Origin of the sequence: Prevotella lacticifex (genome assembly GCF_019973375.1) — a bacterium.
In the GTDB taxonomy this organism is placed as follows: domain Bacteria; phylum Bacteroidota; class Bacteroidia; order Bacteroidales; family Bacteroidaceae; genus Prevotella; species Prevotella lacticifex.
The window spans coordinates 1,107,796-1,134,118 of record NZ_BPTV01000001.1 but is presented as its reverse complement, the minus strand read 5'-3'; the positions used below and the strand labels follow the sequence as shown (position 1 = coordinate 1,134,118).

Sequence of the window (26,323 nt, the reverse complement as noted above, 5' to 3'; positions counted from 1 at the left end):
TTGGTCATCAGACCTTTACTACAAATAGCATTTCTGCGGTAAAGCGGAGACTGAGCAACAATCATGCCATGTCAGTCTAAATTTAAATGAAAGAACCGTATGAGATGGGTGGTTATAGGAGCCATCTTCTGACGCTCCTCGCCCACAGCCCCGTTGACGACGACACCGTTGGAATCGCGGTTCGACTGCATTCCAGACTGCAGGCTCTCCCATGGCACCTCGATATTGAGTTTCGGTGACAGAGCATCAACCTTGATTACATCAGCGTTGACGCCAACCTTATGGGTTACAGAGAGTCCCCAGCGCTTGATGTCGAGAAGGCGCATACCCTCGAACATATTCTCGAAACGACGAAAATCGTTAAGACAGTTCATATAAGGCACAGCTGCTGCGGGGATGTTAATACCCATAGCCTGAGCGCAAGACCAGTCCTTGAGGATAGCTGTATTGTCAGTACTCTTTCCACCATAATAGCTGAGAATAATAGCCTTAGTGAGGTAACGGCCGTGGCCGGTAGCGATATAAGCGGCCTTATCGGCTGCTGTGAAGCTGTTCAGACCGTCATTCCAATAAGCCATGAGGTCGTTGGCAGCGGCATCGTAGCGGCCAAGCATGATCTCAGCCTCGGCACGCTCGAGAAGGAGCTCAGAACCGGTGAAGGCGCGATAAATGACTTTCGGATAGCCAATGCCGGCAATTTTATTAGTGTACTGGAATTTCTCGTAAATCTTTGAAGAGAAGAAACCGTAGTCACTGCTACTTCTTGAGAATACCATACCACCTACAATGGCCTGAACAGGAGCAATATAGCCGCTCTTAAGAGGCAGGTCGGAGTGCATCATGTAAACCTGACGCGCAGCCTCACCGGCACAAGAGTAACGATAACCGAAGGCGCGACGTGTGAGCAGCGAACCAGTAGGAATAAGCATGAGATTGTTGTTCAGCGATGGGTTTTGCCATTGTGTGCAGTAGTCATCAGCTGAAGAACAGTTGGCAAAGACAGAATAATCCATCGTCATGCGCTGAACAGAAGCGCTGTCGGTACCGAGAACAGCATTGGCATGCTCGATAACTTTCTCATAGTCATGCTTGAAGAGATAGAAACGGGCTGCAAAAGCATGCGCGGCATTGACGTTGAAGTGATACTTAGGAGCTACAGTGTAGTTCAGATCCGAGATGTCAGCGAGTCCTGCAACGAGGTCCTTCTCAATCTTTGCGTAAGTATCGTAGACGTTACTGCGGTCGTACTGCTTGTTGACAACATTCTCAGTCTCAGTAACATAAGGCACACCGATATCGTTCTTCGAAGCCTCGCCACGATATGCTGTAGAGAAATAGTTCACAAGCATGAAGTGGTCGTAAGCACGAAGAAGCTCAGCCTCACCACGGGCAGCACGCAACTGCTCCGAGGTAGAATGCTTAGCTGTCAACTTTTGGATAGCGTCGAGGGCGAAGTTACAGTAGGCGATGGAGTTATAATAGCTGCCCCAGAGCATACCCGGAGAGTCGTAGCTCGAAAAAGTAGCCTGCGTAGCGGGCTCAAACTTCCACGACTGGTTGTCCTCAAGAGAATACTGAGCGTAGTTATAATGAGCTAAAATCTGCTTATCGTTAGGATTTGACGGCAGATGCGGTGCCTGGTTGTCGATGAGATTATCGCTGTAAATCTCACCGAGCCATGACGGGTTGCAGTCGGGATAAGCCGAATTGAGGAGCTGGACAACCTTTGTAGGGTTGTCAATCTCGACACGCTCATCGGGATTGTGGTCGAGGAAGCTGTCGGAACATGACGACAGTCCCAGCATTGCGACCGCAGAAAGACATATATAATGTGTTATTTTCATTATTGTCAAACTTTATAATATTACTTAAATTCTGATTAGAGACCGAGACGGAGAGTGAACGTGAACTGCTTAGACAGCGGTGACGACACACCACCGGCGTTTACGAACTCCGGATCCTGGCCATTGAGCTTGTCATCAGCGTAGATAAGGAACAAGTTGGTGGCATCGAGCTTCAGCGAGAGGTTCGAGAGGCGCAGCTTGTTGACAAACGACTTATTGAAGTCGTAGGTCAGCGAAATATCCTTCATACGGATGAATCCACCGTCGGCGATACGTGCTGAAGAGTAGTTGTAAGCGCTGTATGCATAGCCGAGCGTACGGTCGTTGTAGTACTGGCGTACAGAAGCGATGGCCGGAATGGTAGTGATATTCTCATCACCCGGCATCACCCAACGGTTCTTGAACTCCTTAGGCATTGCGGTCATATCGGAGTAGCTTGCCGAGAACACAGGGTCGAGGCGGAGCTTGTTGCCGAAGCTGTAGGTGATGAACACGTTCAAACGCCAGTTCTTCCAACGCAGAGTATTGTTCAGACCACCGGTGTAGACTGGCTCGGCACTGCCCTCATACTTGAGGAAGCCAAGTTTCTCATACTCCTGGAAGTTGATATCAGTTGTTGTCAGCTCACCTTTCTCGTTGATAAACTGCGGAATGCCCTCGTCGTTAAGGCCTACAAAAGGAATTGAGAACAAAGAGCGGTGAGGATAACCCACGCGGATGTTCGATCCAGAGTTGTACACGAGGTTGATGACGTTAGCCTGCGAGAGGAGGCTTGTGATCTTTGTGTGAGCGTAAGAGAATGTCAGGTCGGTGTTCCAATCCCAGTCCTTGGCCATGATATTGTGCGTAGAAAGGGTGAACTCAACACCGTTAGACTTCATCTTTGCGTCGTTAGCGTACTTGCGAATCTCACCTCCGGCACCAGTGGTATTGATGTAACCCATCAGGTCGTAGTTGTTACGCCAGTAGATATCGGTAACGAGATTGATGCGGTTTGAGAGGAATCCGAGGTCGAAACCGAGGTTGAACTCCTTCTTTTTCTCGTAAGTAAGCTCCGAGTTACCGAGCTTAGAGAGACCGATACCCGTCTCCTGCTGTGCTCCCTGCGGGCGCCAGATAAGAGTAGAGCTGAAGATTGGGCTTGCGTTAGAGGCAGCCACCTGGTCACCGGTGAGCGAGTAGCTCATACGGAGTGTAGCGTGCGACAGCCAGTTATGGTGCTCAGCCGACCACTTCTTGAACCATTCCTCCTCGTGTGCGTTCCACGATGCAGATACGTTACCTGTTGGCAGCCAACGAGATGAGCGGTTGTGGCCCATGTTGTTGTTACCATCGTAACGGCCGGTGAGGTTAACGGTGTAACGGCCTTTGTAAGAATAAGATGCCGTAGCGAAGTAAGCCAGACGGCGGGTCCAGCTGTAAGAGAAGCTGTTCAGAGTTGTTCCTTCCTCCTGAGCCTGCTTATAGAACTTAGGAGTGATGGTCTGAAGACGTCCGTTGTTATAGTCGACACCGTACACAGAGTTCATACGTGCATCGTAGTCGGCACGGTTAGCCTCCATACCTACCATGGCATTGAAGATGTGAGTATCGTTCCAAATATGGTTGTACGAAACAGTTCCACGGAAGTCGAGCTGCTTAACCGAGTTTTCGTTCATCACGTTGATACCGCCAACCGGCATCACCGATATTGGCAGAGAGTTAGGCACATCAGGATCGGTGTAGAGGAACGAGTTGTTGTACATCACGCTTGGGTTGTCGACACCGGCGCGATAAGCCTCAGCCTGGTTAGAGTTGTTCAGCACAACGTGCTCACGTGTAGCCTTATAAGTACGGTATGAACCGAGGAGGTAAACCTCCACGCCTTCGATAGGTTTCCACGACAGGTCGCCCTGGAACTTCATATCGTTGGTCTGAACCTTGATATAGTTGTTGTTGAGCTCGTCGAAGATGTTGAACGGAGCGTAGTTACGAGTGTACATTGCGTTCGGATCGAGCGTACGCGATGTATTCAGAGAGTAGCTGAACGGGTTGATATCGAAGTCACGGCTTACCGTTCCCGATACCGGGTCGACATTCTGGTTCAGAGTACCCGGAGCGTTCTGGTCACGGTGGCTGGCGTTAGCGCGCAAGGTGATATTCAGCCACTTACTGAGTTTGTAACCAGCGGTGATGTTAGCAGTGTAGCGCTCGACCTTAGAGTCCTTATACCATCCCGGGTCGTTGAGAGCAGACAGCGATGCGTACATATTGGCCTTGTCGGTACCGGTAGAAACGCTCACCGAGTGGTTCTGCATAACATTATTATTAAAGAGGAGGTCGAACCAGTCGGTATTACGGAACTCAGCCTGCTGGAGGTATGAGTTCATAGCCGACTGCGTATAAGGCAGTCCGAACTGTCCATTCGACTTGTTGTATGTATCAATGAGTTTGTACATCTGACCATAAAGACCTGATGTAGAGCTATTTACCAAGCTTGCCATCTCAAGCCATCCCTTAGCGGCCATCTCTTTGTAGATACCCATCTGCTCCTGCGAGTTGGAGATGTTGTAGTTGTTATAGCTTGGCTTCATACGGTAAGTGAACTCACCGGTATAGTTGATTGAGCTGTGTCCGGCACGACCGCGCTTTGTTGTGACGACGACGACACCGGCCATGGCGCGTGCACCATATATAGATGTAGCAGAACCATCTTTCAGGACCTGGAAGCTCTCGATATCATCGGCGTTAAGTCCGGCGATAGCATTGGAAATCAGCGTAGTAGCATCACCCGATGAGAGGTCATCGGCACTGACGTTGACGGCATCCTCAAGGATGACACCGTCGACGACCCACAGCGGGCTTGAAGATCCATAAATAGAAGTAGCACCGCGGACGCGGATTTTTGGAGCTGTACCGAATGTCGACGAGACATTCTCGACGCTCACACCAGCCACACGTCCTTCGAGCGAACGTGACACATCGGCGACACCATCGAGACGGGCCTTGTTGGCATCGATCTTCGTGGTTGCTCCTGTGAAGAGTCGCTTATCCATCTTCTGGATACCCGTAACGACAACCTCACCGAGCTGATGCGACTGGTCATCAGGCGAGAGGGTGATCTTCATATTCGCGCCACCCTTTAATTTCTGCGATTTCATGCCGATGTAACTTACTGTTATCGACGGACTGGGTTTTGGAGATGTGAATTCAAAATGACCGTCAATGTCAGTTACAGAACCCGTGCTGGTTCCGTCGATGATAACAGAAGCACCGATAATAGGCTGGTTATCCTCTGACGAAATTACGGTTCCGGAGATGGTGGTCTGAGCCATAGCGAGCCCCATAAACAAGAACAGGCAGGTCAAGACCATGCTTAGTCGTTTTACCATAGACCTCAAATGTTATTATATTTATTAAATTACTTTCGATAAGAATCTCAATACAGACTGCAAAATTACAACTTTTTTATTCAATCGACAACAATTTAACTAAAAATTTATTGCGATTGAATAAAAAAGTTATTTTTATGTGGACGAAAAAGACATTTTCCATACGATGTGTGCAATCATGGCATGAAAGGAACAGAAAACGGCGTGATTTTATCCCGGGATAAAATCACGCCGCCACTTTTGGTGCTATATATAATAATGTATAGGCGAAGGATTATTTCACCTGTACGACGAGGTACTTGCTTGTGCTCCAGAAGCTGTCAGGATCGCTGATGCGCAGGACATACTGTCCGTTGGTATCCTTGCTGAGGGTGTAGCTTCCCGACGGATGCGCTGTAAGAATTTTTGCGCTCTTCGAGTAGAGCTTAATCTCCTTGTCGACGCGAATGTCAATCTTTGTGAAGTAGTTGCGGTTGAATCCCTCGCGGAGCACCTTTCCGCCATTGAGGATATTGTTCTGCTTGAGCTCCTTCTTAGTACCGAAGACATACCATGCCGTGTTAAGTTGCTTGTCCTGCTGGCTGATGGTCTGGGCCTTCTGAGTGTTGTCGGTCTGCAGCTGCTGTTTCTCGTTAGTGAGCTTTTCCTTATCGGTGCTGAGGTTCTTGACGCTTGTATTCAGACTTGCCACATCGCTGTTAAGCCCGTTGATGGTCTCGTCGAGCTCAGCAATATGGATGTTCTTAGCCTGAAGTTCAGCACGGAGCTTCTTAAGGTCGTTGTCCTTCTGGATGAGCTGAGCCTGAAGGTTCTCGATGGTCTTGCGCATCTGGTCACCCTTAAAGCCCGTCTCGCGGAGCTGCTCCTGAAGTTTGGCTATGAGCTCGCGGTTCTCCTTCATGCGCTGGGCAATGAACTGCACCTGCTGCTTGATGACGGTGGCCTTATCGGTACCCTCACTGTTCTTGGCGATGGAGACACGGTTCTCGGCGGCGTTAATCTCATCGAAACCCTGCTGGATATCGTTGAGCGTACCCATCATATCGTTAATCTCATTATCACGCGCCTCGATGACAGAACGGAGCGAGTCGTTCTGTATGTCAGCGGGATTCATCTTCTTCTGTCCTGAGTTACAGCCGGCGAGTGTCATCACGGCGCAGACTGCTAAAAGAACTACTTTTTTCATATTTATCAGTTTTTTATTTGTTTTCCAATCCGGCAACGACCACAACGAACTCTCCCCGTGGCGGTGTGGCCTGAAAGTGGGTAATAACTTCACTAATGGTACCACGGACGCTCTCCTCGTGCACTTTCGAGATCTCCCGGCAGCAGCTTACGCGCCGGTCGGGACCGAAGACGTCCTTCATCTGTTCAAGGAGTTTCACGACTCTGTAGGGCGACTCGTAGAAAATCATCGTGCGCTGCTCGTCCTTCAAGGCCTCGAGCCTCGACATCCGGCCTTTCTTCTGCGGGAGGAAGCCCTCGAAGCAGAACCTGTCGCAAGGCAGTCCGCTCGACACCAATGCCGGCACGAAAGCGGTGGCACCGGGAAGAGTCTGCACCGTCACACCGGCAGCGATAGCCTCACGGGCCAGAAAGAACCCCGGATCGCTGATGCCGGGAGTGCCTGCGTCGCTGATAAGGGCAACATTCTCGCCACCCTTTAACCTCTCGACGATACCCGCCGACGTGCCATGTTCGTTGAACTTGTGGTGCGACATCAGATGGTTGTGAATGTCGAAATGCTTCAGAAGGATACCCGACGTGCGGGTATCCTCGCAGAGCACGAGGTCGGCTTCGCGAAGAATCCGGATGGCACGCAGAGTCATATCCTCCATGTTGCCCACCGGGGTCGGAACAAGATATAATATACCCATATCAGTGCACAAAGATAGTCGAAAGATATGTAACTACAAAACTTATTAGGTTTTTTTGACGTTTTTGCTACGGAAAGACCGTAAACAAAGGGAAATAATATGAAATCTTTCATACGGAAAGGACAAAAATGCATACACCGGCGCACTCGATATTTCCCGTGGACCGATATGTTCATAATTGGTTAGATAGGTCCATAACTCAAGGAAAATAGTCATGGTCAGCTTCTCTTTTCCGTTTGAAAATGCAAAAGCGATAATGGCAGCATAAAGATTTATATTTCCTCTCACTATGATTCCACGGAAAATATCCCCACCCCAAACAGCCTTGGCAATTGCCTCCCTTTGATGCAGCGGTATATGTAAAGACCTTTTATTTCCGCAACGTAGGCAATTGGCCTTTTGTCGCTGCAAGGGGTGTGGCAATTGCCCACCCGCGGTATGCGCCGGGCGGATGAGCATCATCGGTTCAGCGTCGTACATATAAACTTTTATATAAAACAGTTGTCCAAATACTTGCACATATAAAATTAATTATGTACCTTTGTAGTGTGATTAAGGAACAACATTATTAACATTAAAATCAAAGCAATGGACAAAGAAGAAATTGAGCGACTCATTGCTCGCAAGAAAAAAGAGATTAAGCAGCTGTTAGAGCTCAAAGAACTGCTAAAGTCAGAGCACATCGAGAGACAGATAGACATGAGACTTGACGACCTCTCTAAGCTCTACAAAGAAGTAAAGAAACGCAAGTAACAACCGAACCCTCCGACACATAGGAGGAGGGGCTTCAAAAAAGGATAAAACTATGGAAGAGTATCAGACAAAACTTAAAGAGTTCGAGGCACTGTTAGGCAAGGACGACGAGGCAAGCACCAAACAGCGCGCTGAGATAGTTGAATGGCTCAAGGACAATGGTGGTGAGGACGCAAGGAAAGCAGCTGAAGAACTTGTCATGCGTCACCTGCATGAGACCGATAAGATGGTTAATACTATCCGCCAGCAGTTAGGCGAGAAGTACGAGCTGCTGCCCATCTCCTACATTGCCCGCCACTACTTTGGCAAGAGTGCTGCATGGCTGCATCAGCGTATCAACGGCTATCGTGTACGCGGTAAGGTTTACACTCTGAACGAGGAACAGAAGAAGATTTTCAACGATGCCTGCCAAGACATCGCTAAACAGATTGGCTCATTCCATTATGCTTGATCGATAATGGTTTCTTAATCACACCAAGCCTCGGCACTGAGCCGTGCCGGGGCTTTTCCATTCAATAATCGAGTAGGAGGTAAACACTAATCATAGGTGCTTATCTCCTACTTTCGTGTTTACCGCCTCTCACACCACCGTACGTGCGGTTCCTCTTTTGGGTAACCATTTGGCATATTCGTCAGGAAGACAGATATATCCCGCTTTTCGCAGGCCATATTTGACGCTGTTGTGTGCATTATCGGTGAGGGGCAGATGTTTGCCGCTGACTTCTTTCAGATTCCATCTCGCGATGGACACCCTTGTCTCTCTGGCTGGACAGTTCCCACTACTAAGGTCTGCTCGGGACTTGCACCCGTTAGCCGATATACATGCCAGTCAAACCCAAAAAAAGATTCGGTCTGACGACCGACTCGTTGTTTTCAGACGGCCACAAGGGCCGCACCCTGCAACCGAACTGTGCCGCTATAATGCCACAATAACACATGCCTAAACCTCGGAATCTGCGAGAGACCATTATGCCTCGAAAAGACCGGCGCAACGATGATACAATATTGAAATATATTTACACCATTCCAAAACATACCATTTGGGCTTGCCAAACGGTCCATTTCAGTTTGCCAAATGGTCCGTTTCGCGTCCTAAAACGGACCGTTTCGCAACGCCAAATGATATATATTGGTAATCTATTGAAAATCAATGCTTTACAAAGCCAAGACAAAACGCGATACATTATGAATTACTTTTACATTCTGTTGTAAGTATTCTGTATCGCTTTACGCCATCCATATTGTGCCCATAACCACATTCGCTGCTTGCAATAGATTCATCGTTTGGTGTCGCTACGCAGGCCGACAGCCTCGCCACGAACTGAATAATTAGGCCGTGAAGAAGAAATTTTACCGGAATAATGGGAGATTCTTAATAAAAAGCTATATTTTTGCAATTAAATAAGAATGTAACAAGAAAGGACATCAATAATTAATGTAATAATAACGGCTACGACGGACGATGAGATTGCACGCCAATAGGAGTATAATATAATAATGTGTATTCCTACAGGCACCACCGTAAGAATCAAGAGGGAACCATACAGCCGAGGCTGTTGCCCTGGCCCACAACATTATGAGTTAATCCATCGCTCTGAAAGAAAGCAGTTTCCGTATGAAAAAAGAAGAAAGCATACATGGTGAGCGCCGCGGACGCGGACGTATAGAGGTTATTTGTGGAAGTATGTTCTCCGGCAAGACGGAGGAACTCATCCGCCGTATGAAGCGTGCCGAGTTTGCGCGGCAGCGGGTGGAGATTTACAAGCCTTTGGTCGACACGCGCTACAGCAAGGACGATGTTGTCAGCCACGACCATAATGTGATACCGTCGACACCTGTCGATTCCTCGGCCGAGATACTCCTTCTCAGCGGCGATATCGACGTTGTGGGCATCGACGAGGCACAGTTTTTCGACAATGGCCTTGCCGACGTATGCAACGAGCTCGCCAACCGCGGTGTGCGCGTCATCGTCGCCGGTCTCGACATGGACTATCTCGGCAAGCCCTTCGGACCCATACCCTATCTGCTCGCCATCGCCGACGAGGTGACGAAGGTCCACGCCATCTGCGTGCGCTGCGGATCCCTGGCATATATCAGCCACCGACTCGTCCACAACGACAAGCGGGTGCTCCTCGGTGAGAAACAGGAGTATGAGCCGCTGTGCCGGGAATGCTACAACAAGGCCGTTGCCGCCGAGAAGGCCAACGATACCTCTGCTGCGGTCACCGCCGCACCTTCAGCCGCCAAATAATCATCAAGGAAAGGATAAGAATATGGAAGACAACAACAAGAAAACTACCATCGCCCCCCGCGCAGCGAGCGGTTCCAACAGTGGGCCGACGCCCATAACCTTCGACCGTTTCATCCGCTGGGCACTGACGGCATTAGGCATCGCCGCCGTTTTCCTTGTCATCAACTACCTCAGCAGTGTTCTGCTGCCGTTTTTCATTGCGTGGCTCTTCGCCTATCTTCTCTATCCCGTAGTGAAATTCGTGCAGTACCGCCTCCATGTGCCGTCGCGGCCGCTGTCGATAATCGTCACGCTCATCTTCGTTTTAGCCATCATCAGCGGCATAGTCTACCTTATCATTCCACCGATGATTGAGCAGTTCGACCGTTTCACCGTTGTCCTCACGCGCTATCTTCACGAGACCACCCATACAAACAATATCACCCGGATGATAAAGGACTGGGCTCTGGCCAACCAATGGCAGATAGAGCACTTCCTGAAGAGCCCCGACTTCACCAACGCGCTGAAGACCGCGATGCCGAAGGTGTTCTCCGTTCTCGGCCAGACAGCGAGCATCGTCCTCTCCATCATAGCCTCCTGCATCACATTATTATACATGTTCTTCATCCTTATGGACTACGAGTATCTCACCGACAACTGGATTCGCATCTTCCCGAAGAAGAACCGTCCGTTCTGGCATGAGCTCGCAGGGGATGTCGAAAAGGCACTGAACAGCTACATACGCGGTCAGGGCACAGTGGCCTTCATCATGGCAGTGCTCTTCTGCATAGGGTTCACGATAATCGGATTCCCCATGGCTATCGGCCTCGGCATCCTCATCGGCATCCTCGACATGGTGCCATATCTCCACACCTTCGCCCTCATCCCGACGGCATTCCTCGCCGCTCTGAAGGCCGCTGATACCGGACAGAACTTCTGGATAATCCTCGGTTCGGCAGTATTGGTGTTTATCGTCGTGCAGATAATCATCGACATGGTAGTCACACCGAAGGTCATGGGAAAGGCCATGGGACTTAACCCCGCCATTCTCCTCCTGTCGCTGTCGGTATGGGGAGCCTTGCTCGGATTCATCGGACTCATCATCGCCCTCCCGCTGACAACAATCATCATTGCCTACTGGAAACGTTACGTGACGAAAGAGGAAAAGGAGGAACCCGCAACAGTGGCGGGAAAGGGTAAATCCTGACAACACTGGCTATCAAGGGGGGGCCGCAACCGAAGGACAAGCAACAAAGCCATCATGAATTTAGACCAAAACCAACGTAACCGAGCCCACGAATAAATGATGGTCGTTCGCAGGAGCGGGTAGCATGACTTGCTGCCATCTAAGAAATCAAGGATTCGGTCTTACGACCGATCGTACGGTCATAAAGGCCGCCCCTGCAAAGAAATCATTAACACAAACCCGTGGATTGATGACAGCCCCTACCCTACGTGATATTCTATTCAAGCTACTGATTCTAAGACGTTTGCAGCACTCTACCACCGTAGCGGTGGGGTTTATCCCCATCCTACCAGCTGCGGGGTAGCTACCTTAATTCTTATCCGATGCTGCGAGGACGGGGATAAACCCCGCCCCTTCTATGTTGCAAACCAAATAATTGACTTTTATTTATTTTTCTTTAACTCTGATTATCAGCATTTTAGCATTTGTTGTACTTTCGTATAGGGACACGAAGCCTTGGATAGTGACTTCTGTCCTATCAAGAGAACGCCCAAAGAACGGTTGTCATCAGGCGTAAGATTCATTAAAAAATCCCATCAAACCAACTTCTATCAGTGATACCCATTCGGGTTCACGGTTTACTGCTCAATTAATGACAGGAAAAGCGCCACAAACTACGAGAAAAGTGCAGTCATTAGCTCACCAAGGGGCGGGTAGCAGTCGCTTATATCGAAAGTGTTTTCTAGGATTTCCTTTATGATGTAACCTATTGGCATTCCTTGTAATCTTCGCCGTACTTGAACACGTGCCATAACCTGGTGGCAAGTTTTCTGGCTACGCGTATTACGGCCTGGTTCTTCTTCATGCGCTGACAGTACTTGCCGAAAGCTGAGGCCATTTCCCGGTCATAGCGTATGGTGGTCCATGTACTTTCAACGATCATTCTTCTTATCTTTTGGTTTCCACGGGGCGTTATCTCGCCAGCATTCTCGTTCTCGCCAGAATCATCCATGGTAGGAACGAGTCCGAGATAGCTTATGAATCTCCTCAATCCCGTAAAACGGTCTGGCGTAACGGCTTCCGTAAGGATAGTCATCGCCGTTATCATCCCTATGCCGGGAATAGCTATAAGGCGGTTGTAGGCCTCGGCGTAGGCCTCGCTCTTCGTCAGGATCCTTATCTCCCTGTTGGCCCGGAGAAGCAGCTTTCTATAGTACTCAAGCTCTTCAATCATCATATCAAGGGCAATCCTTTTGCCTGATAGAAGAGTGACTTCCTCCCTAAGCCATTTGATGAAGGCCCGTGTCCAGTGGGAGCGATAAGCGGCGAACGGTTCCGGGTATGAGACGCCGTTGGTATACAGCAGGTGTTTTATGCGGCACTTGACACGGCAGATGTCCTTCATTATCGTCTGTCTGGTCCGCATCAGTTCCCTGTCTCCGAGCTTATCCTTAGGCGGAAGGTAAACGGCTTTCAATTCGCCATTGCTTAACGAACGTGCGAGCTTGGCAGAATCCACCGCGTCCGTCTTCGACAGCCGTTCCTTCTGCGATGTCGGCACATCGGCGGCGTGAGTTATGATGCAGTCAACGCCAAGATCACGAAGCTCGTAGCAGCTTGAGTAACCGCTGAATCCTGACTCGTAGACAGCGTGGTAAATACCTCCTGGGTAATTTTTCTTCAAGTGCTCGAAGAGTGCCTTCGGACTCGCCGGCTGCGTGAAAGTCTTCTTGTAATTGCTGTCTTTCAGCAAAATGGTTACCGACCAAGTCTTTAAATGTACGTCAATTCCTACGTAAATGTTTTGTCCTTTGAAGGAAATTTTGTTACTTTGCAATTTCATAGGGTGATACCGTTTTAATTATTGTTATTTTTTATTTATCTCTGCAAAGATACGATAATTATTCGGTTAGCCCTACTTTTTTTGCAGAATTAACGTCTCAGAATGTGAAGTCTCAAGGAAAAGGAGTAATCTCAAAACCATGAAAAACACAGAAGCCGAAGCAGCATGTTCTGATGCACGTGAGGGCGTTAGCCGATGCAAACATAGTAACTACGGCGGATGCGTGCAACGCATTAATTATCAATGCGTTGTCAACGTGATCATTTCATCACAAACACATTATCAACGTAATCCCTTTGCAGGGTGTAGAAAGGCAGGGTTAGGGCCGTCCACCGTCAACGGGCATCTTATTCATCAAGAGACAAAAAGGGCGTGAGATTCGTGTTGCCCGTGCAAGAAGAAGAAGAAGAAGAAGTCTTTTCCTCACACGAGAAACACGAAACCACGATATTCGGATGGGCAGAATACACAATACACGACTCTGTGTCAAGCATTTGGATAAGAAACGACCGTGCCTCCCGCAGGGCTCGCGAAGAGTATGAGGGAGGCTATCCGGCAGGGCAAAGGCTGGAAATGGATTATTTAGCCATCACCTCATTGACGAGTTCCTTACCGTCGAGGAAGTCCTTGCAGTTCTGCAGCGTCGTCGTGGCGATATTCTGCAGGGCCTCACGAGTGAAGAAGGCCTGATGGGAGGTAACGATGACGTTTGGCATCATCAGCAGGAGAGCCAGATGGTCGTCGTTGATCATGCGGTCGGAATGGTCCTCATAGAAGAATTTCGCTTCCTCCTCGTATACGTCGAGGCCCGCCGAGCCCACCTTGTGTGAGCGCAGTCCTTGGATAAGGTCCTCAGTACGAATGAGTTTTCCGCGGCCGGTGTTGATGATCATCACTCCCGGTTTCATCATGTCGATGGCATCCTTGTCGATCATGTGGAGCGTTTCGTGGGTGAGCGGACAGTGCAGTGAGATGACATCGCTGTTGGCATAGAGTTCCGGCAGGTCGACCATCTTGACGCCATTCTCCTTAGCCCATTTCATGTCGGGGAACTTATCGTAGGCCAGGATGTTCATGCCGAAGCCTTTCAGGATGTTTACGAGCACCTTGGCAATACGGCCCATACCCACGATACCGGCAGTCTTGCCATACATGTCGAAGCCGAGGAGACCCGAGAGGCGGAAGTTTCCCTCACGTGTGCGCTGCGTTGAGCGGTACACCTTGCGGTTGAGCGAGAGCATGAGGGTGACGGCATACTCGGCGACGGCATGGGGCGAATAGGCCGGCACACGGACAACGCGCAGCTTGCCCTTGGCCTCCGGAAGGTCGACATTGTTGAATCCGGCGCAGCGCAGGGCCACAAGCTTGACACCATTCTTCACCAGGGCATCGATGACCTGGGCACTGATCTCATCGTTGACGAACACACAGACAATTTCCTTGCCCTTCGTCAGTTCGATGGAGTTCATCGACAGACGCTCCTTATAATAATGTATGTCGAAACCAAAGTCCTTGTTCCACATCTCAAACGAGTCACGATCGTAGCTGTGAGCATCGAAGAAAGCTATTTTTGTCATAGTCATAAGTATTTATGGTATTTTCTTTGCAAAGATAGGACAATTAATGCCAACTACAAAACAATTACGGCATTTTATTTGGCCGAAAAGGCTCATTGTACTATCTTTGCGGTAGAAAAATAAAATAACCAAGATATGAGAAATCTACTGTCAATCCTCTTTTTAATGTTTTCACTATCATTATCAGCCCAGAAGTTCGTCGGCATCAAGGACGGACATTTTGTCCGCGACGGCAAACCATACTATTATGTAGGCACCAACCTGTGGTACGGAGCCATCCTCGGCAGTGAGGGACAGGGCGGCAACCGTGAGCGGCTGTGCCGTGAGCTCGACACGCTGAAGGCCATCGGCATCGACAACCTCCGCATCCTCGTAGGCTCCGACGGTCAGCGGGGCGTAAAGACGAAGGTAGAGCCCACACTGCATGTGAAGCCGGGGGTATACAACGACACCATCCTCGCCGGCCTCGACTATCTCCTGGCCGAGATGGGTAAGCGCCACATGGTGGCCGTGCTCTACCTGAACAACTCTTGGGAGTGGTCGGGAGGCTACGGACAGTATCTCGAATGGGCCGGTGCCGGCAAGGCTCCACGCCCCAACGAGGACGGCTATCCGGCATTCATGAACTTTGTGGCGCAGTATGCCGACAATGCCAAGGCCCACAAACTCTTCTACCACTACGTGCGCGACATCATCAGCCGCACCAACCGCTACACCGGTGTGAAGTATGTCGACGACCCGGCAATAATGTCGTGGCAGATAGGCAACGAGCCGCGGGCCTTCGACAAGGCCAAACTTCCGGCCTTCGAGAAATGGCTCGGCGAGGCCAGCGCCCTCATCCGGTCGCTCGACAAGAACCATCTCATCAGCATAGGATCCGAAGGAGCATGGGGCTGCGAGGGCGATTACGACTGCTACGAGCATATCTGCGCCGACAAGAACATCGACTACTGCAACGTCCACTTATGGCCTTACAACTGGGGATGGGCAAAGAAGGACTCGCTCATCGAGAATCTGCCGCGAAGCTGTGCCAACACCAAAGACTATATAGACCGTCACCTCGCCATCTGCGAGAAGATCGGCAAGCCCCTCGTCATGGAGGAGTTCGGCTATCCGCGCGACGGTTTCTCCTTCTCGCCGGCATCAACAACGACGGGCCGCGACGGCTATTATAAATATGTATTCTCGCTCGTTGCCGACAACGCCGCCAAAGGCGGGAAGTTCGCAGGCTGCAACTTCTGGGGCTGGGGCGGACTGGCCAAGCCGCGGCATGAGCAGTGGCAGGTGGGCGACGACTACACAGGCGATCCGGCACAGGAGCAGCAGGGACTCAACAGCGTGTTCGCATCCGACAGCTCCACCCTTGCCGTCGTCAAGCAGCAAGTTAAACGTATGGCCAAACTCACAAAATAAGGCTGAAACGTGAATAATTTGTTGCAGGAAAGTGTACAAAATGTTAACATAAAAACAAAGTACCGAAAATAGTCAAGAAAGTATTATGCAATAATAAAATTAAGTGTTAACTTTGTCAACGTAAATACAAAAGCCTGATAACAAGACGAAATCAATAAACATTAATTTAAAACCAACTATCTATGAAGAAAATCTTTACTTTAGCTATTGCTGCGCTTGCAGCACTCGGCGTCAACGCACAGACGGTAGAAACAATGGATCTCGGCTTTGATACCTATCCATGGAACTATTCTGTAGTACCAGGAACTGATTTACTCCTAACTTTCACTAGTCAATGGGGTGAGATAGGACTCATCGGTTCGTCAAACGCAATCAATCCGGCAGATTACAAAGGATATAAAATTGAATACGAAGCTTTCCCTGAGACAGCAAGTGCAACGGACGGTTTATCCACGCCAACATAGCAGACAAACAGTATAACGACTTTGCCACAGACGCCACTGTCATGGAGCAGGACTTCAATGATGACGTAAAGGCACTCGCAAGTATTACGAAGTTCAACATCCAGAGCAAGACCGCAAATACTAAAATCCACATCAAGAGTTTCACTCTGGTCAAGACCGACGGTACAGAAGAGGCCGTAACAAAGGCAGCAGCAGGCGGATGGGGATATGCATCTCCGGTGCCGACAGCCTACGCCGACGTAACTTACACAGGACAGTATGGTGGCATCCAGATAGTAAATGCTGACGGAACAGCCCCTGTTTACAGTCATGAAACCGACAAGGACAAGACCTACAACTACACCATCGAGCTTAACGAGCCCCTCGCTGCTCCTATCACCGTGGAGTTGGATGATGCAACAGCCGGATTCGCATACTTCAATTTTGAGGCCGGAGCCAAGAAATTAGAGTTCACCGTCAGTGATGCCACCGCCGTTCAAACCGCAGAGGATGGAACTACCACACCTAAGGATGTTGCAAAGATCTTCCTTAAATCAATGTCTGAGAGCGGCTATCCTTTCACTGTCAGCGTTAAGGGCATTACACGTACTTTAAGCGGCACTGCAGGCATAGAAAACATCAACTCAAATGCTAAGGTCGACGCTAATGCTCCTATGTACAACCTCGCAGGACAGCGCGTAAACAAGAGTTACAAGGGCGTTGTCATCCAGAACGGACGGAAGTTCATGAATAATAAATAACGTAGGTAATTCATAATTGGTAAGCAGAAAGGGATGGCAGAACACGGGTTTGTCGTCCCTTCTTTTAATATTCAATAAGAGAGGGAATCCTGAATCCGAGCAAGTAAAGAATGAGAATCGGTACTAAAATGTCCGGAAAAAGACTTTAAGTTGTTGATGACAAGAAGAATTCTGACAAAATCTGATATTGGCACCCATCATACAACCATTCCTACGAAACAGCATTGTGAAACGATACGTTTAAACGCTAAAACAGACATCTTTGATAATAAGAAACATACCGTTTCATAACGCAAGATGGCATGCTACTCAACGCATTGTCGTTCAACACATAACAACAGTGAGATAGGAATTTGGCTCGATTATGAAAGATATTGATGTTTTTCGTCTACTTATGATTCCATCAACAGATTCAACGAAGACTGCCGACAAGATTGAGCAAAAAAGAATCAGTGCTACATCAAAATAGTATCTAAATTAGACATATAAATACTACTTATTTAACCAAAAAAACATTAACTTTGCACCGGAAATCAATCCTATACGCTGTAGATGATGAGGCAGCGGACGACAGAACCAATGGAAATACCCTATTAAGTAATAATTCATAAATTTAGACCTAATATCACCGAATGAAAAAAGTATTGCTTATCCTTCTGGCTGTCATGACGGCAGCACAGATGTATGCTCAAAAGACCCTGACGGGAACCATCACCGATGGCGACACTCAGGAGCCTATCATTGGAGCATCAGTACAAGTCACAGGAACGAGCAGCGGCGGAGTGTCCGATTTGGACGGACATTTCTCCATTGTCATCCCTGAGGGCAGGAAGACCGTAACCATTTCTTACGTTGGTTACAAGTCACAAACCATCAACATCGTGGGCAAGTCCAGCATCAACATCATGCTGCAGCCGTCGGCCAGCGACCTCGACGAGGTGGTCGTTGTAGGTTACGGAACGATGAAGCGTTCCGACCTCACCGGTTCTGTTGCCTCCATCGACGAGAAAGCTATTAAAGAAGGTGTGAACACCTCGCTGGAGCAGTCGATGCAGGGACGTATCGCCGGTGTGCAGGTGATGCAGAACTCAGGAGCTCCGGGCGGCGGTATCTCGGTGCAGATCCGTGGTATCAGCTCGCTCAACGGATCGGAGCCGCTCTACGTCATCGACGGTATTGCACAGAGCGGAAGCTCAAACGGCAACAGCAGTGCATTGGCAAGCATCAACCCTTCCGACATTACGAGCATTGAGGTCCTCAAGGACGCATCGGCAACGGCTATCTACGGCTCGCGTGCATCTAACGGTGTGGTGCTCATCACCACCAAGCACGGTGCCAAAGGCAAGCCGAAAATCCAGTATGAGGGTTACCTCGGATGGCAGCAGATGCCTAAGTATCTTGATGTCATGAACCTCCACCAGTATGCCGACTTCTACAACGAGCGCGCGGCTATCCAGGGATGGGGTCAGCGAGAGGACTACGCACATCCCGAGCTACTTACTAACGGTACCGATTGGCAGCGCGAACTCTTCAGCACGGCCTTCATGCACAACCACAGCGTGAACATCAGCGGCGGTACCGACGACATGAATTACAGCATCAGCGCCGGATACCTCAACCAGGACGGTGTGGCTCTCGGTTCGGGATTCGACCGTATGAGCATCCGTTCAAACTTCGATACAAAGGTAACAAAATGGCTGCAGGTAGGCACCAATCTCTACTATGCCAACACAAAGCAGCTCAATACATTCTCAACAGGTAGCGTTATCGCTACGGCCCTCGACCAGTTCCCCGATGTAGCACCAAGGAATCCCGACGGCACTTACGCCATGCCGCAGACAAACAGCATGTCGACCTACTATACCAACCCTATCTTCGAGGCCAACATGCGTGAGAATAAGGACAATAACTACAGCGTCGACTACAATGTATTCGCAAATCTGACGCCCCTCAAGGGCCTCAGCATCCGCATCGAATACGGTGGTAACCGGGGCTGGCTGAACAACTACTTCTTCCAGCCGGGCTACACCTATGGCACCACTGTCGTCACATCGCAGTCGACGAGAACGAAGAATATGAGTAAGTACACCTCATTCAAGCAGTACGCCACATACGACTTCGACCCCTGCAAGAACAACCACATGCAGGTAATGTTCGGTCATGAGGCACAGTGGGGTAACTGGGAATCGCTCGCAGGAACACGCTATAACTACATCAGCGACGCTATTCACTCGCTGAACCCCGGTGACCCAAAGACAGCCACAAACAGTGGCGACGACGGTACGCAATGGTCGATTGAGTCGTACTTCGGCCGTCTGAACTACAATCTCCTCGACCGATACCTCCTCACCACAACGCTGCGTGCCGACGGTTCGTCGAGTTTCGGTAAGAACAACCGCTGGGGATGGTTCCCGTCAGTGGCCCTCGCTTGGCGCATCAGCCAGGAGAAATTCCTCAAGAACGTGAAGTGGATCAACAACATGAAACTGCGTTTAGGATGGGGTCTCGTCGGTAACCAGAGCGTAGGCTCCTATGCTTACGGTTCGACCATGGCCAACACAGCAACAGCATGGGGCCCAGGTTACTATCCAGCACAGTTCCCTAACGCCAACCTCAAGTGGGAGAGCACAAGAGCTTGGAACGTAGGTCTCGACCTGGCTATACTCAAGAACCGTCTCGAGTTCATCGTCGACTGGTACTATAAGGACACCCGCGACCTCCTCATGCAGGCTATGCTCCCGTCGTATGTCATCAACAACGACTACATGGGAATGACCGCTCCGTGGGTGAACCGTGGAGCCATCCGCAACACCGGTATCGAGTTCACTGCCAACTCAGTGAATATTGCCAACAAGGACTGGGAGTGGCGCACAAATGCCACTCTGTCGTTCAACCGCAACAAGCTCACGAAGCTCAACAGCGACGGTGCTACAATAACCGGAACGATTGGCACCGACACATATACAATGTCGGAGGTAGGCGGTCCTGTAGGCCGATTCTACGGCTACAACGTCATCGGAATGTTCACCAATGAAGCCGACTTCTATCAGAAGAACAAGCAGGGTGAGTTCCTCCTCGATGCCAACGGCAACCGAGTGCCTGTGGCCCGTCCTGCCGACGAGACAACAGGAAAGATGTACGACATAGCTGCCAACGGCATCTGGGTCGGCGACTATATCTTCGAGGATGTCAACAAGGACGGAAAAATCACATCGGCCGACCGTAAATATATCGGCGACCCGAACCCGGACTTCACCTTCGGACTCAACAACACACTCAGATGGAAGAACTTCGAACTGACATTATTCTTCAACGGTTCCGTCGGTGGCGACATCTACAACCTCGTACGTCAGCAACACACTAACACTCAGCGTTATAGCAACCTGATGGCATACGTATCCGACTATGCGCGTGTGGCACTCATCGACCCCAATGGATCACCTACCGACATATCAAATGTCTACGTCACTAACCCGACAACAGCAAGGGTACAGCGCATCAGCTCAGCAGGCTCGTCGATGAACGATAACAACCGTGTCAGCAACCGCTTCGTCGAGGACGGCTCTTATCTGCGGCTGAAGACAATCTCGCTGGCCTGGAATCTGCCTAAGAGCTGGCTCGCACCGCTGAAACTCGACTGGGTACAGGTGTACGGAAACATCCAGAACCTCTTCACTATCTGCGGCTACGACGGCTACGACCCCGAAATCGGAGCACAGGGACAGAACATTCTGCTGCAGGGCATCGATAACTACCGCTACCCGTCGCAGCGCATCTATACTTTTGGACTGAAGGTAAAGTTTTAGCCACAATACAACACTAAAGGACATAACAAAATGAAAAAATATAATATTTATCTCCTCTCGGCACTCGCTGGCCTCACTCTGCTGACGACAAGCTGCAGTGACGACTTCCTCGACAAGAAGCCGACGGGACAGTATACGACCGAGACATACTATTCGTCCGACGATGCCGTAAGGAAAAGTACGGAGCCACTGTACAACCGTGCGTGGTTCAACTTCAACCGCCGTGCCCTCATCGGAATGGGTTCTTACCGCGCCAACGACGCCTGGAACCCGTATGTAAGCTCCGAGTTCGCACTATTCCAAGTTACAGGACTTACCTCCGACCTCAGTCTGGCGTGGTCGGCACTCTACAATGTAGTGACGATGAGTAATGCTACACTGAAGAATATCCAGGACTACTGCTCCAGCGATGTCAGCGAGAGCGTGAAGAACGCCGGTATGGGCGAGTGCTATCTCATGCGCGGATGGGCTTATTTCTATCTGCTCAGAGGATGGGGCCCGAACATTCTTTTTGAGAATAACCAGAAGATGATCGACAATCCTGTACAGCCGCTGAATACCGAAGCCGACGTACTGAAATTCATCGTACGCGATTTCGAAAAGGCTGAAGAGCTGCTGCCGGAGAATGGCACCGACCATCATCCGTCGAAATATGCTGCCAAGGCAGCCCTGGCAAAGGCCCTTCTGGCCCAGAGCGGATGGGATGCCAGCGCACGCGGCGACCATAACCGCGACCAGGCTACGCTGAACCGAGTCGTTAAGCTCTGCGATGAGGTCATAAACTGCGGACAGTACCATCTGCTGCCCGACTATGCCGACCTCTTCAAGGCTAAGAATAACGATAACGACGAGACAATTCTCGCCATGAGATGGGCCGACCCAAGCACACACGAGTGGGGCGCTATGAACGCTACATACTCCGACCTCGCTTTCCCGGAGGTGACATCCGACGTGAACGTATGGGGAGGCAACCTCTGCGCAACGCCCGACATGATTGACATCTACAATCAGGATCCGGCCGACACGATTCGCCGTAACGCTACTTTCTTCACTCCGAACAGCTACTACGACTATCTGCACAAGTCGGAGGGCGGTTATACCTACAAGCACAACTGGATGCAGGTCAAGAAAGGAGTGCTCGGAAACAAAGCTGACGTGGCTCCGGCAGGACTCGAGCAGATGGCTTCACCATTGAATACTTACATCCAGCGCCTTGCCGACGTTTACCTCATGAAGGCCGAGGCTCTCTTAGGCAACGACGAGAAGACAACGAACCCTGAGGCTCTCGCAGCCATCAACGCTGTCAGGGAGCGCGCAGGTGTAAAACCTTACACTGAGCTTGACTTCCCGAAACTTGTCCGTGAGCGTCAGATAGAATTCTGCATGGAATACTCCAACTGGTGGGATATGGTGACATGGTACAGATGGAAGCCGCAGACAATGCTCGACTTCTTCAACAACAAGCAGCACAGAGGGGCTCAGCTACGCGAAGGCGATGTCATCAAGAATGCCGACGGAACCCTCAGCTACCGCGCCATTCCTTACGGACAGAACGTATGGTATATCACCAACCCACAAACGCAGAACGTCTACTGGAATGACTTCCTCGCAAAATCCGAAACCGACAACACTCCTGTGGCAGGACGTGGTACTAAGGTTCCGTACACTTACGACTTCAATACGCTCTGCACGGAGTATGAGACCGGATACCAGACAATACAGCTCAACGACGGCAATATCTTCATGCCGTACCCCGAGAGCGATGTCATCCAGAACCCATATCTGAATAAAGATCCACAGCCGTACGACTTTGGAGATAAATAACCGACAACCAAACATTGACAAAAGATGAAAAATTATAAATCAAACATAATGAGTCTGATGGCTATGCTGCTCATCGCGGTATTGTCATTCTCGTTCGCTGCCTGCAGCGATGACGACTCCGACGGAGGAGGCACACCGGAAATCACCGGCGTGAAGATTCTTTCCTCCGACACCGTCAACTACAGCTACGACAAGACCTACACCAAGGCCGGAGCAGGAACGATGATTGCCATCATGGGTAAGAATCTCGGCACCGCACTCCATGTCTATATCAACGACCAGGAGGTGACCATCAACCCGACGATGAATACCGACCACAGCATCATCGTCACCATACCTACTGAGGCTAAGGGCTTTAAGCTTTCAGCCTTCGACAGCAACATCCCTGACGAGATAAAGGTAGAGACAACTCACGGAACGGCTACTTACGCTTTCAAGGTAACGGCTCCGGGACCGCAGTTGCAACGCATCGAGGCCAAATACCCACGCTCGGCTGGTGACACGCTGAAACTGCACGGACTGAATCTCGTCGATGTAGAGAAGATATTCATCACTGACGTACAGGCTGCCGCACTCGATACCACAACTTTCGACCCGGATAATGTGCCGGGCAACCATACTGATGTGACCGATTTCTTCAGCATCTCGCAGGACCATCGCTATAATGCTGCTACTCAGAGCTATACGACATACTCTTTAGAGGGCGCTATCATGCCGGCAAACGCTCCCGACAGCGGTGCGCTCGTTATCCAGTGCGCTGCCGGAACAACCTACATGCCATACTACCGCGTACCGGGCAAGCCGGTGGTTCTCAGCGTATCGAACGATATGCCGCAGATTGGCGAGACGCTCGTTATCACAGGACGTGAGTTCATACAGGTATCTTCGATAAGCTACGGCGACGTAACGCTCACACCGGACGAGTTCACCGTATCGGCATCACAGGACAGCATCTTCGTTCCGTTCACCAAGCAGCCGTCGGGCAATGTCTCGACGCTTACCGTGACAACACCTGGAGGACAGGCTAATGTGGAGAGATTCTACGACCGTTCGACTATCCTCACAACATTCGACAACGACGATGCCACCGACGAAGGCTGGTCGCCAAATGCCAAGTATGTCGATGTCGGCAACGCCGACGGAAAATATGCTAATATATTCGTCGACAAAGAATACCAGCAGTGGTGGGGTACGATGATCTTCTTCAAGAAGGACTGGAACGGCAATAACTTCACGCTCTCCGACAATATCCCGGCCAACGCAAGTGCCGACGACATCTACTTCGCATTCAATGTCTACGACTCAAGCGACTATAACAATGGTACATTCTGGGGATTCCTGCGCTACACGCTCTGGCCGAACAGCGCAGCAGGACAGGAAGGCTCACCTGCCGACTACCAGTATGACAACTTCGGATGGGCCGACTATAACGCTGGAGTAGGCGAATTCCCCGACGGACCGATGCTTCAGGATTTCAACGGACAGTATCATAAGAACCAGTGGTACAGAGCTATCGTGCCTATAAAGAAGTTCCCGGCATACGCTAAGCTCGCTACTTACGGTGATGTAAAGAACGCAGGAGTAAGCATCTTCCGCATTCAGGACATCAACCAGGCTACGGCTGCCGGACATATCGATGCGCGCATTGATAACGTGAGAATAGTCTACATTCCGAAATAAAGAAAATAAGGAAGTAAACAGATTAAAAGATTGTCAACAATGAAAACAAGAAAAATATTCGGACTGATGTTCATTGCCCTTGCAGCCATCTTCACGAGCTGCTCGGACAACGACTCAGTGGTGGCAGCCACAGGACTGGATGTCACCAAAGACAACGAGTCCGTCACACAACTCGACTTCAACCAGGCAGAGACTCAGGTCATGCTCGGAGTGAACACTAACGGGGAATGGACGGCAACAGTGCCCGAGGCCGACACGGCATGGCTGAAAATCACGCCACACGCCGGCCCGGGATGGGAATACGCTGACTCTACAGCCACCAATACAAACAACTACATAAAGGTGACGGTAACGGGAAACGACAGTGAGCAGCGCTCATCGGCTATCACCGTGACAGCAGGAAAATACTCTAAGGTGATAACCGTGAACCAAAAAGGCATTGCACGCGATCCGGGCGACAGCTTCATGTCGGCTTGGCAGCTGCGCGACAGCCTCCACATGGGATACAATCTCGGTAATACACTCGAGAGTAACCCATCAGGAAGCTGGTGGGATCCGTCGACAAAGACCGTCAGCGACTGGGAGACAGCATGGGGACAGCCCGTCACCACGCAGGCAATGATTGACTCTATCGTCGCCAAAGGGTTCAATATCATACGTGTACCGGTAACATGGGGACCACACCTCGATGCCAACAACAATATCGACGAGGCATGGATGAACCGTGTTGAGGAAGTCGTAAACTACGTTCTCAAGGACAATGCCTACTGTATCATCAACGTCATGCACGATACCGGTGCCAGTGGAGCATGGCTCTATGCCGACATGGACAAATATCCGGAGCAGACAGTTAAGTACCAGGCTATTTGGCGGCAGATTGCCAATAGGTTCAAGGACTACGGCGACCACCTTATCTTCGAGAGTTTCAACGAGATTCTTGACAAGAACTACAGCTGGTCGGCTCCGGCTCCGGGCAGCGATGCCTACACAGCTATCAACAAGCTGCAGCAGGACTTCGTCAACACAGTGCGCGCTACGGGCGGAAACAACGAGTACCGCAACCTCGCCATAACCACTTATGCGGCTACAGGCAACAAGAACAACTCTAACAACGGTGACCCATTGGCTGAGCTACAGTTGCCGACAGATGTGCATCCAAGTCATATCTACTTGACAATACACAGCTACGACCCGTATAACTTCTGTAACTACAACGCAGGAAAGAACGCCGACGGCAAGGAATATGACTACAACATCTACGTCTGGGACAGCCAGTGCGAGGAGGATGTCTCGACAGTCATAAACAGAGTCGATGCAAGGGCAACACAGCTCGGAATTCCATATATCTTCGGCGAGTTCGGAGCTATCGACGACAAGAAGAGCATGGATGAGCGCGTGAAGTACGCTAATTACGTGGCTTCGCAGTTCAAGGCTCACCACACCACCGGACTGTGGTGGATGGGACTCTTCGACCGCAACACCATGACATGGACAGAGCCGCGTATCGTCAACGCGCTGAAGACATCGTTCGGATTCTGAACAGCAGAATGAGCACCACTCGAAAGTACTCAAAATTCACTTTCGATGACTAATATTAACGGAAGGACTCCACAAAAGGAGTCCTTCTTTCATATTTGCCAAATTAGACAAACTATTGGTCAATAAAGTATTATGGATAAAAATAAATTTATAGTAACTTTGCAAAGTAGAAAAAT

Annotated in this window: 18 protein-coding genes; 11 read left to right on the top strand and 7 right to left on the bottom strand. The window is 50.1% G+C overall.

Annotated features, from left to right (window positions below):
• Window positions 1-71: 71 nt before the first annotated feature.
• The 5 genes from LDN30_RS04165 to LDN30_RS04145 form a co-directional block, all read right to left on the bottom strand.
• Window positions 72-1,844 carry a RagB/SusD family nutrient uptake outer membrane protein gene (locus LDN30_RS04165; RefSeq protein ID WP_223928780.1) on the bottom strand — a complete coding sequence of 591 codons (1,773 nt, stop codon included), beginning with the start codon at window positions 1,842-1,844 and terminating at the stop codon, window positions 72-74.
• Window positions 1,845-1,879: 35 nt separating this feature from the next.
• Window positions 1,880-5,215: a SusC/RagA family TonB-linked outer membrane protein gene (locus tag LDN30_RS04160; RefSeq protein WP_223928779.1), complete on the bottom strand. Its 3,336-nt coding sequence runs from the start codon at window positions 5,213-5,215 to the stop codon at window positions 1,880-1,882.
• A gap of 274 nt (window positions 5,216-5,489) precedes the next feature.
• On the bottom strand, window positions 5,490-6,401 hold the full coding sequence (locus LDN30_RS04155; RefSeq protein WP_223928778.1) for a Cbp1 family collagen-binding glycoprotein adhesin: 912 nt from the start codon (window positions 6,399-6,401) through the stop codon (window positions 5,490-5,492).
• Between the two features lie 13 nt (window positions 6,402-6,414).
• On the bottom strand, window positions 6,415-7,092 hold the full coding sequence (gene rsmI / locus LDN30_RS04150) for a 16S rRNA (cytidine(1402)-2'-O)-methyltransferase (protein ID WP_223928777.1): 678 nt from the start codon (window positions 7,090-7,092) through the stop codon (window positions 6,415-6,417).
• A 45-nt stretch (window positions 7,093-7,137) separates the two neighbouring features.
• Entirely contained in the window at window positions 7,138-7,572 is a 435-nt protein-coding gene (locus LDN30_RS04145) for a hypothetical protein (protein ID WP_223928776.1), read from the bottom strand.
• 108 nt (window positions 7,573-7,680) lie between these two features.
• On the opposite strand from LDN30_RS04145, the gene LDN30_RS04140 reads away from it, so the two are divergent.
• From LDN30_RS04140 to LDN30_RS04125, 4 genes are all read left to right on the top strand, one after another.
• Window positions 7,681-7,845, top strand: coding sequence for a hypothetical protein (locus LDN30_RS04140; protein ID WP_223925629.1), 165 nt, complete (start codon window positions 7,681-7,683; stop codon window positions 7,843-7,845).
• A gap of 52 nt (window positions 7,846-7,897) precedes the next feature.
• Window positions 7,898-8,296 carry a DUF5053 domain-containing protein gene (locus LDN30_RS04135; RefSeq protein ID WP_223925628.1) on the top strand — a complete coding sequence of 133 codons (399 nt, stop codon included), beginning with the start codon at window positions 7,898-7,900 and terminating at the stop codon, window positions 8,294-8,296.
• Window positions 8,297-9,460: 1,164 nt separating this feature from the next.
• The gene (locus LDN30_RS04130; RefSeq protein WP_223925624.1) at window positions 9,461-10,096 is read left to right on the top strand and encodes a thymidine kinase; all 636 of its coding nucleotides are present in this window, start codon (window positions 9,461-9,463) and stop codon (window positions 10,094-10,096) included.
• Between the two features lie 22 nt (window positions 10,097-10,118).
• Window positions 10,119-11,282, top strand: a complete 1,164-nt coding sequence (locus LDN30_RS04125; protein WP_223925623.1) for an AI-2E family transporter — start codon at window positions 10,119-10,121, stop codon at window positions 11,280-11,282.
• Window positions 11,283-12,027: 745 nt separating this feature from the next.
• Here the strand turns inward: LDN30_RS04125 and LDN30_RS04120 are convergent.
• Both LDN30_RS04120 and LDN30_RS04115 read right to left on the bottom strand, forming a co-directional pair.
• The gene (locus LDN30_RS04120; protein ID WP_223926469.1) at window positions 12,028-13,104 is read right to left on the bottom strand and encodes an IS110 family RNA-guided transposase; all 1,077 of its coding nucleotides are present in this window, start codon (window positions 13,102-13,104) and stop codon (window positions 12,028-12,030) included.
• A gap of 578 nt (window positions 13,105-13,682) precedes the next feature.
• Window positions 13,683-14,681: a 2-hydroxyacid dehydrogenase gene (locus LDN30_RS04115; protein WP_223925622.1), complete on the bottom strand. Its 999-nt coding sequence runs from the start codon at window positions 14,679-14,681 to the stop codon at window positions 13,683-13,685.
• Window positions 14,682-14,816: 135 nt separating this feature from the next.
• Between LDN30_RS04115 and LDN30_RS04110 the strand changes: the two genes are divergently transcribed.
• The 7 genes from LDN30_RS04110 (at window position 14,817) to LDN30_RS04080 (ending at window position 26,147) form a co-directional block, all read left to right on the top strand.
• On the top strand, window positions 14,817-16,094 hold the full coding sequence (locus LDN30_RS04110; RefSeq protein ID WP_223925621.1) for a glycoside hydrolase 5 family protein: 1,278 nt from the start codon (window positions 14,817-14,819) through the stop codon (window positions 16,092-16,094).
• A 182-nt stretch (window positions 16,095-16,276) separates the two neighbouring features.
• Entirely contained in the window at window positions 16,277-16,558 is a 282-nt protein-coding gene (locus LDN30_RS04105) for a hypothetical protein (protein ID WP_223925620.1), read from the top strand.
• A gap of 41 nt (window positions 16,559-16,599) precedes the next feature.
• On the top strand, window positions 16,600-17,298 hold the full coding sequence (locus LDN30_RS04100) for a hypothetical protein (protein WP_223925619.1): 699 nt from the start codon (window positions 16,600-16,602) through the stop codon (window positions 17,296-17,298).
• A 632-nt stretch (window positions 17,299-17,930) separates the two neighbouring features.
• A complete protein-coding gene (locus tag LDN30_RS04095; protein WP_223925618.1) occupies window positions 17,931-21,104 on the top strand; it encodes a SusC/RagA family TonB-linked outer membrane protein in 3,174 nt (1,057 codons plus the stop codon).
• 30 nt (window positions 21,105-21,134) lie between these two features.
• A complete protein-coding gene (locus LDN30_RS04090) occupies window positions 21,135-22,928 on the top strand; it encodes a RagB/SusD family nutrient uptake outer membrane protein (protein ID WP_223925617.1) in 1,794 nt (597 codons plus the stop codon).
• A gap of 24 nt (window positions 22,929-22,952) precedes the next feature.
• Window positions 22,953-24,608, top strand: a complete 1,656-nt coding sequence (locus LDN30_RS04085; protein WP_223925616.1) for an IPT/TIG domain-containing protein — start codon at window positions 22,953-22,955, stop codon at window positions 24,606-24,608.
• 39 nt (window positions 24,609-24,647) lie between these two features.
• Entirely contained in the window at window positions 24,648-26,147 is a 1,500-nt protein-coding gene (locus LDN30_RS04080; protein WP_223925615.1) for a cellulase family glycosylhydrolase, read from the top strand.
• The last annotated feature ends 176 nt before the right edge of the window (window positions 26,148-26,323 follow it).

Bases quoted from the DNA above. Each gene is read 5' to 3' on its own strand.
- LDN30_RS04165 (WP_223928780.1), bottom strand. From the start codon at position 1,844: ATGAAAATAACACATTATATATGTCTTTCTGCGGTCGCAATGCTGGGA.
- LDN30_RS04160 (WP_223928779.1), bottom strand. From the start codon at position 5,215: ATGGTAAAACGACTAAGCATGGTCTTGACCTGCCTGTTCTTGTTTATG.
- LDN30_RS04155 (WP_223928778.1), bottom strand. From the start codon at position 6,401: ATGAAAAAAGTAGTTCTTTTAGCAGTCTGCGCCGTGATGACACTCGCC.
- rsmI (WP_223928777.1), bottom strand. From the start codon at position 7,092: ATGGGTATATTATATCTTGTTCCGACCCCGGTGGGCAACATGGAGGAT.
- LDN30_RS04145 (WP_223928776.1), bottom strand. From the start codon at position 7,572: ATGTACGACGCTGAACCGATGATGCTCATCCGCCCGGCGCATACCGCG.
- LDN30_RS04140 (WP_223925629.1), top strand. From the start codon at position 7,681: ATGGACAAAGAAGAAATTGAGCGACTCATTGCTCGCAAGAAAAAAGAG.
- LDN30_RS04135 (WP_223925628.1), top strand. From the start codon at position 7,898: ATGGAAGAGTATCAGACAAAACTTAAAGAGTTCGAGGCACTGTTAGGC.
- LDN30_RS04130 (WP_223925624.1), top strand. From the start codon at position 9,461: ATGAAAAAAGAAGAAAGCATACATGGTGAGCGCCGCGGACGCGGACGT.
- LDN30_RS04125 (WP_223925623.1), top strand. From the start codon at position 10,119: ATGGAAGACAACAACAAGAAAACTACCATCGCCCCCCGCGCAGCGAGC.
- LDN30_RS04120 (WP_223926469.1), bottom strand. From the start codon at position 13,104: ATGAAATTGCAAAGTAACAAAATTTCCTTCAAAGGACAAAACATTTAC.
- LDN30_RS04115 (WP_223925622.1), bottom strand. From the start codon at position 14,681: ATGACAAAAATAGCTTTCTTCGATGCTCACAGCTACGATCGTGACTCG.
- LDN30_RS04110 (WP_223925621.1), top strand. From the start codon at position 14,817: ATGAGAAATCTACTGTCAATCCTCTTTTTAATGTTTTCACTATCATTA.
- LDN30_RS04105 (WP_223925620.1), top strand. From the start codon at position 16,277: ATGAAGAAAATCTTTACTTTAGCTATTGCTGCGCTTGCAGCACTCGGC.
- LDN30_RS04100 (WP_223925619.1), top strand. From the start codon at position 16,600: ATGGAGCAGGACTTCAATGATGACGTAAAGGCACTCGCAAGTATTACG.
- LDN30_RS04095 (WP_223925618.1), top strand. From the start codon at position 17,931: ATGAAAAAAGTATTGCTTATCCTTCTGGCTGTCATGACGGCAGCACAG.
- LDN30_RS04090 (WP_223925617.1), top strand. From the start codon at position 21,135: ATGAAAAAATATAATATTTATCTCCTCTCGGCACTCGCTGGCCTCACT.
- LDN30_RS04085 (WP_223925616.1), top strand. From the start codon at position 22,953: ATGAAAAATTATAAATCAAACATAATGAGTCTGATGGCTATGCTGCTC.
- LDN30_RS04080 (WP_223925615.1), top strand. From the start codon at position 24,648: ATGAAAACAAGAAAAATATTCGGACTGATGTTCATTGCCCTTGCAGCC.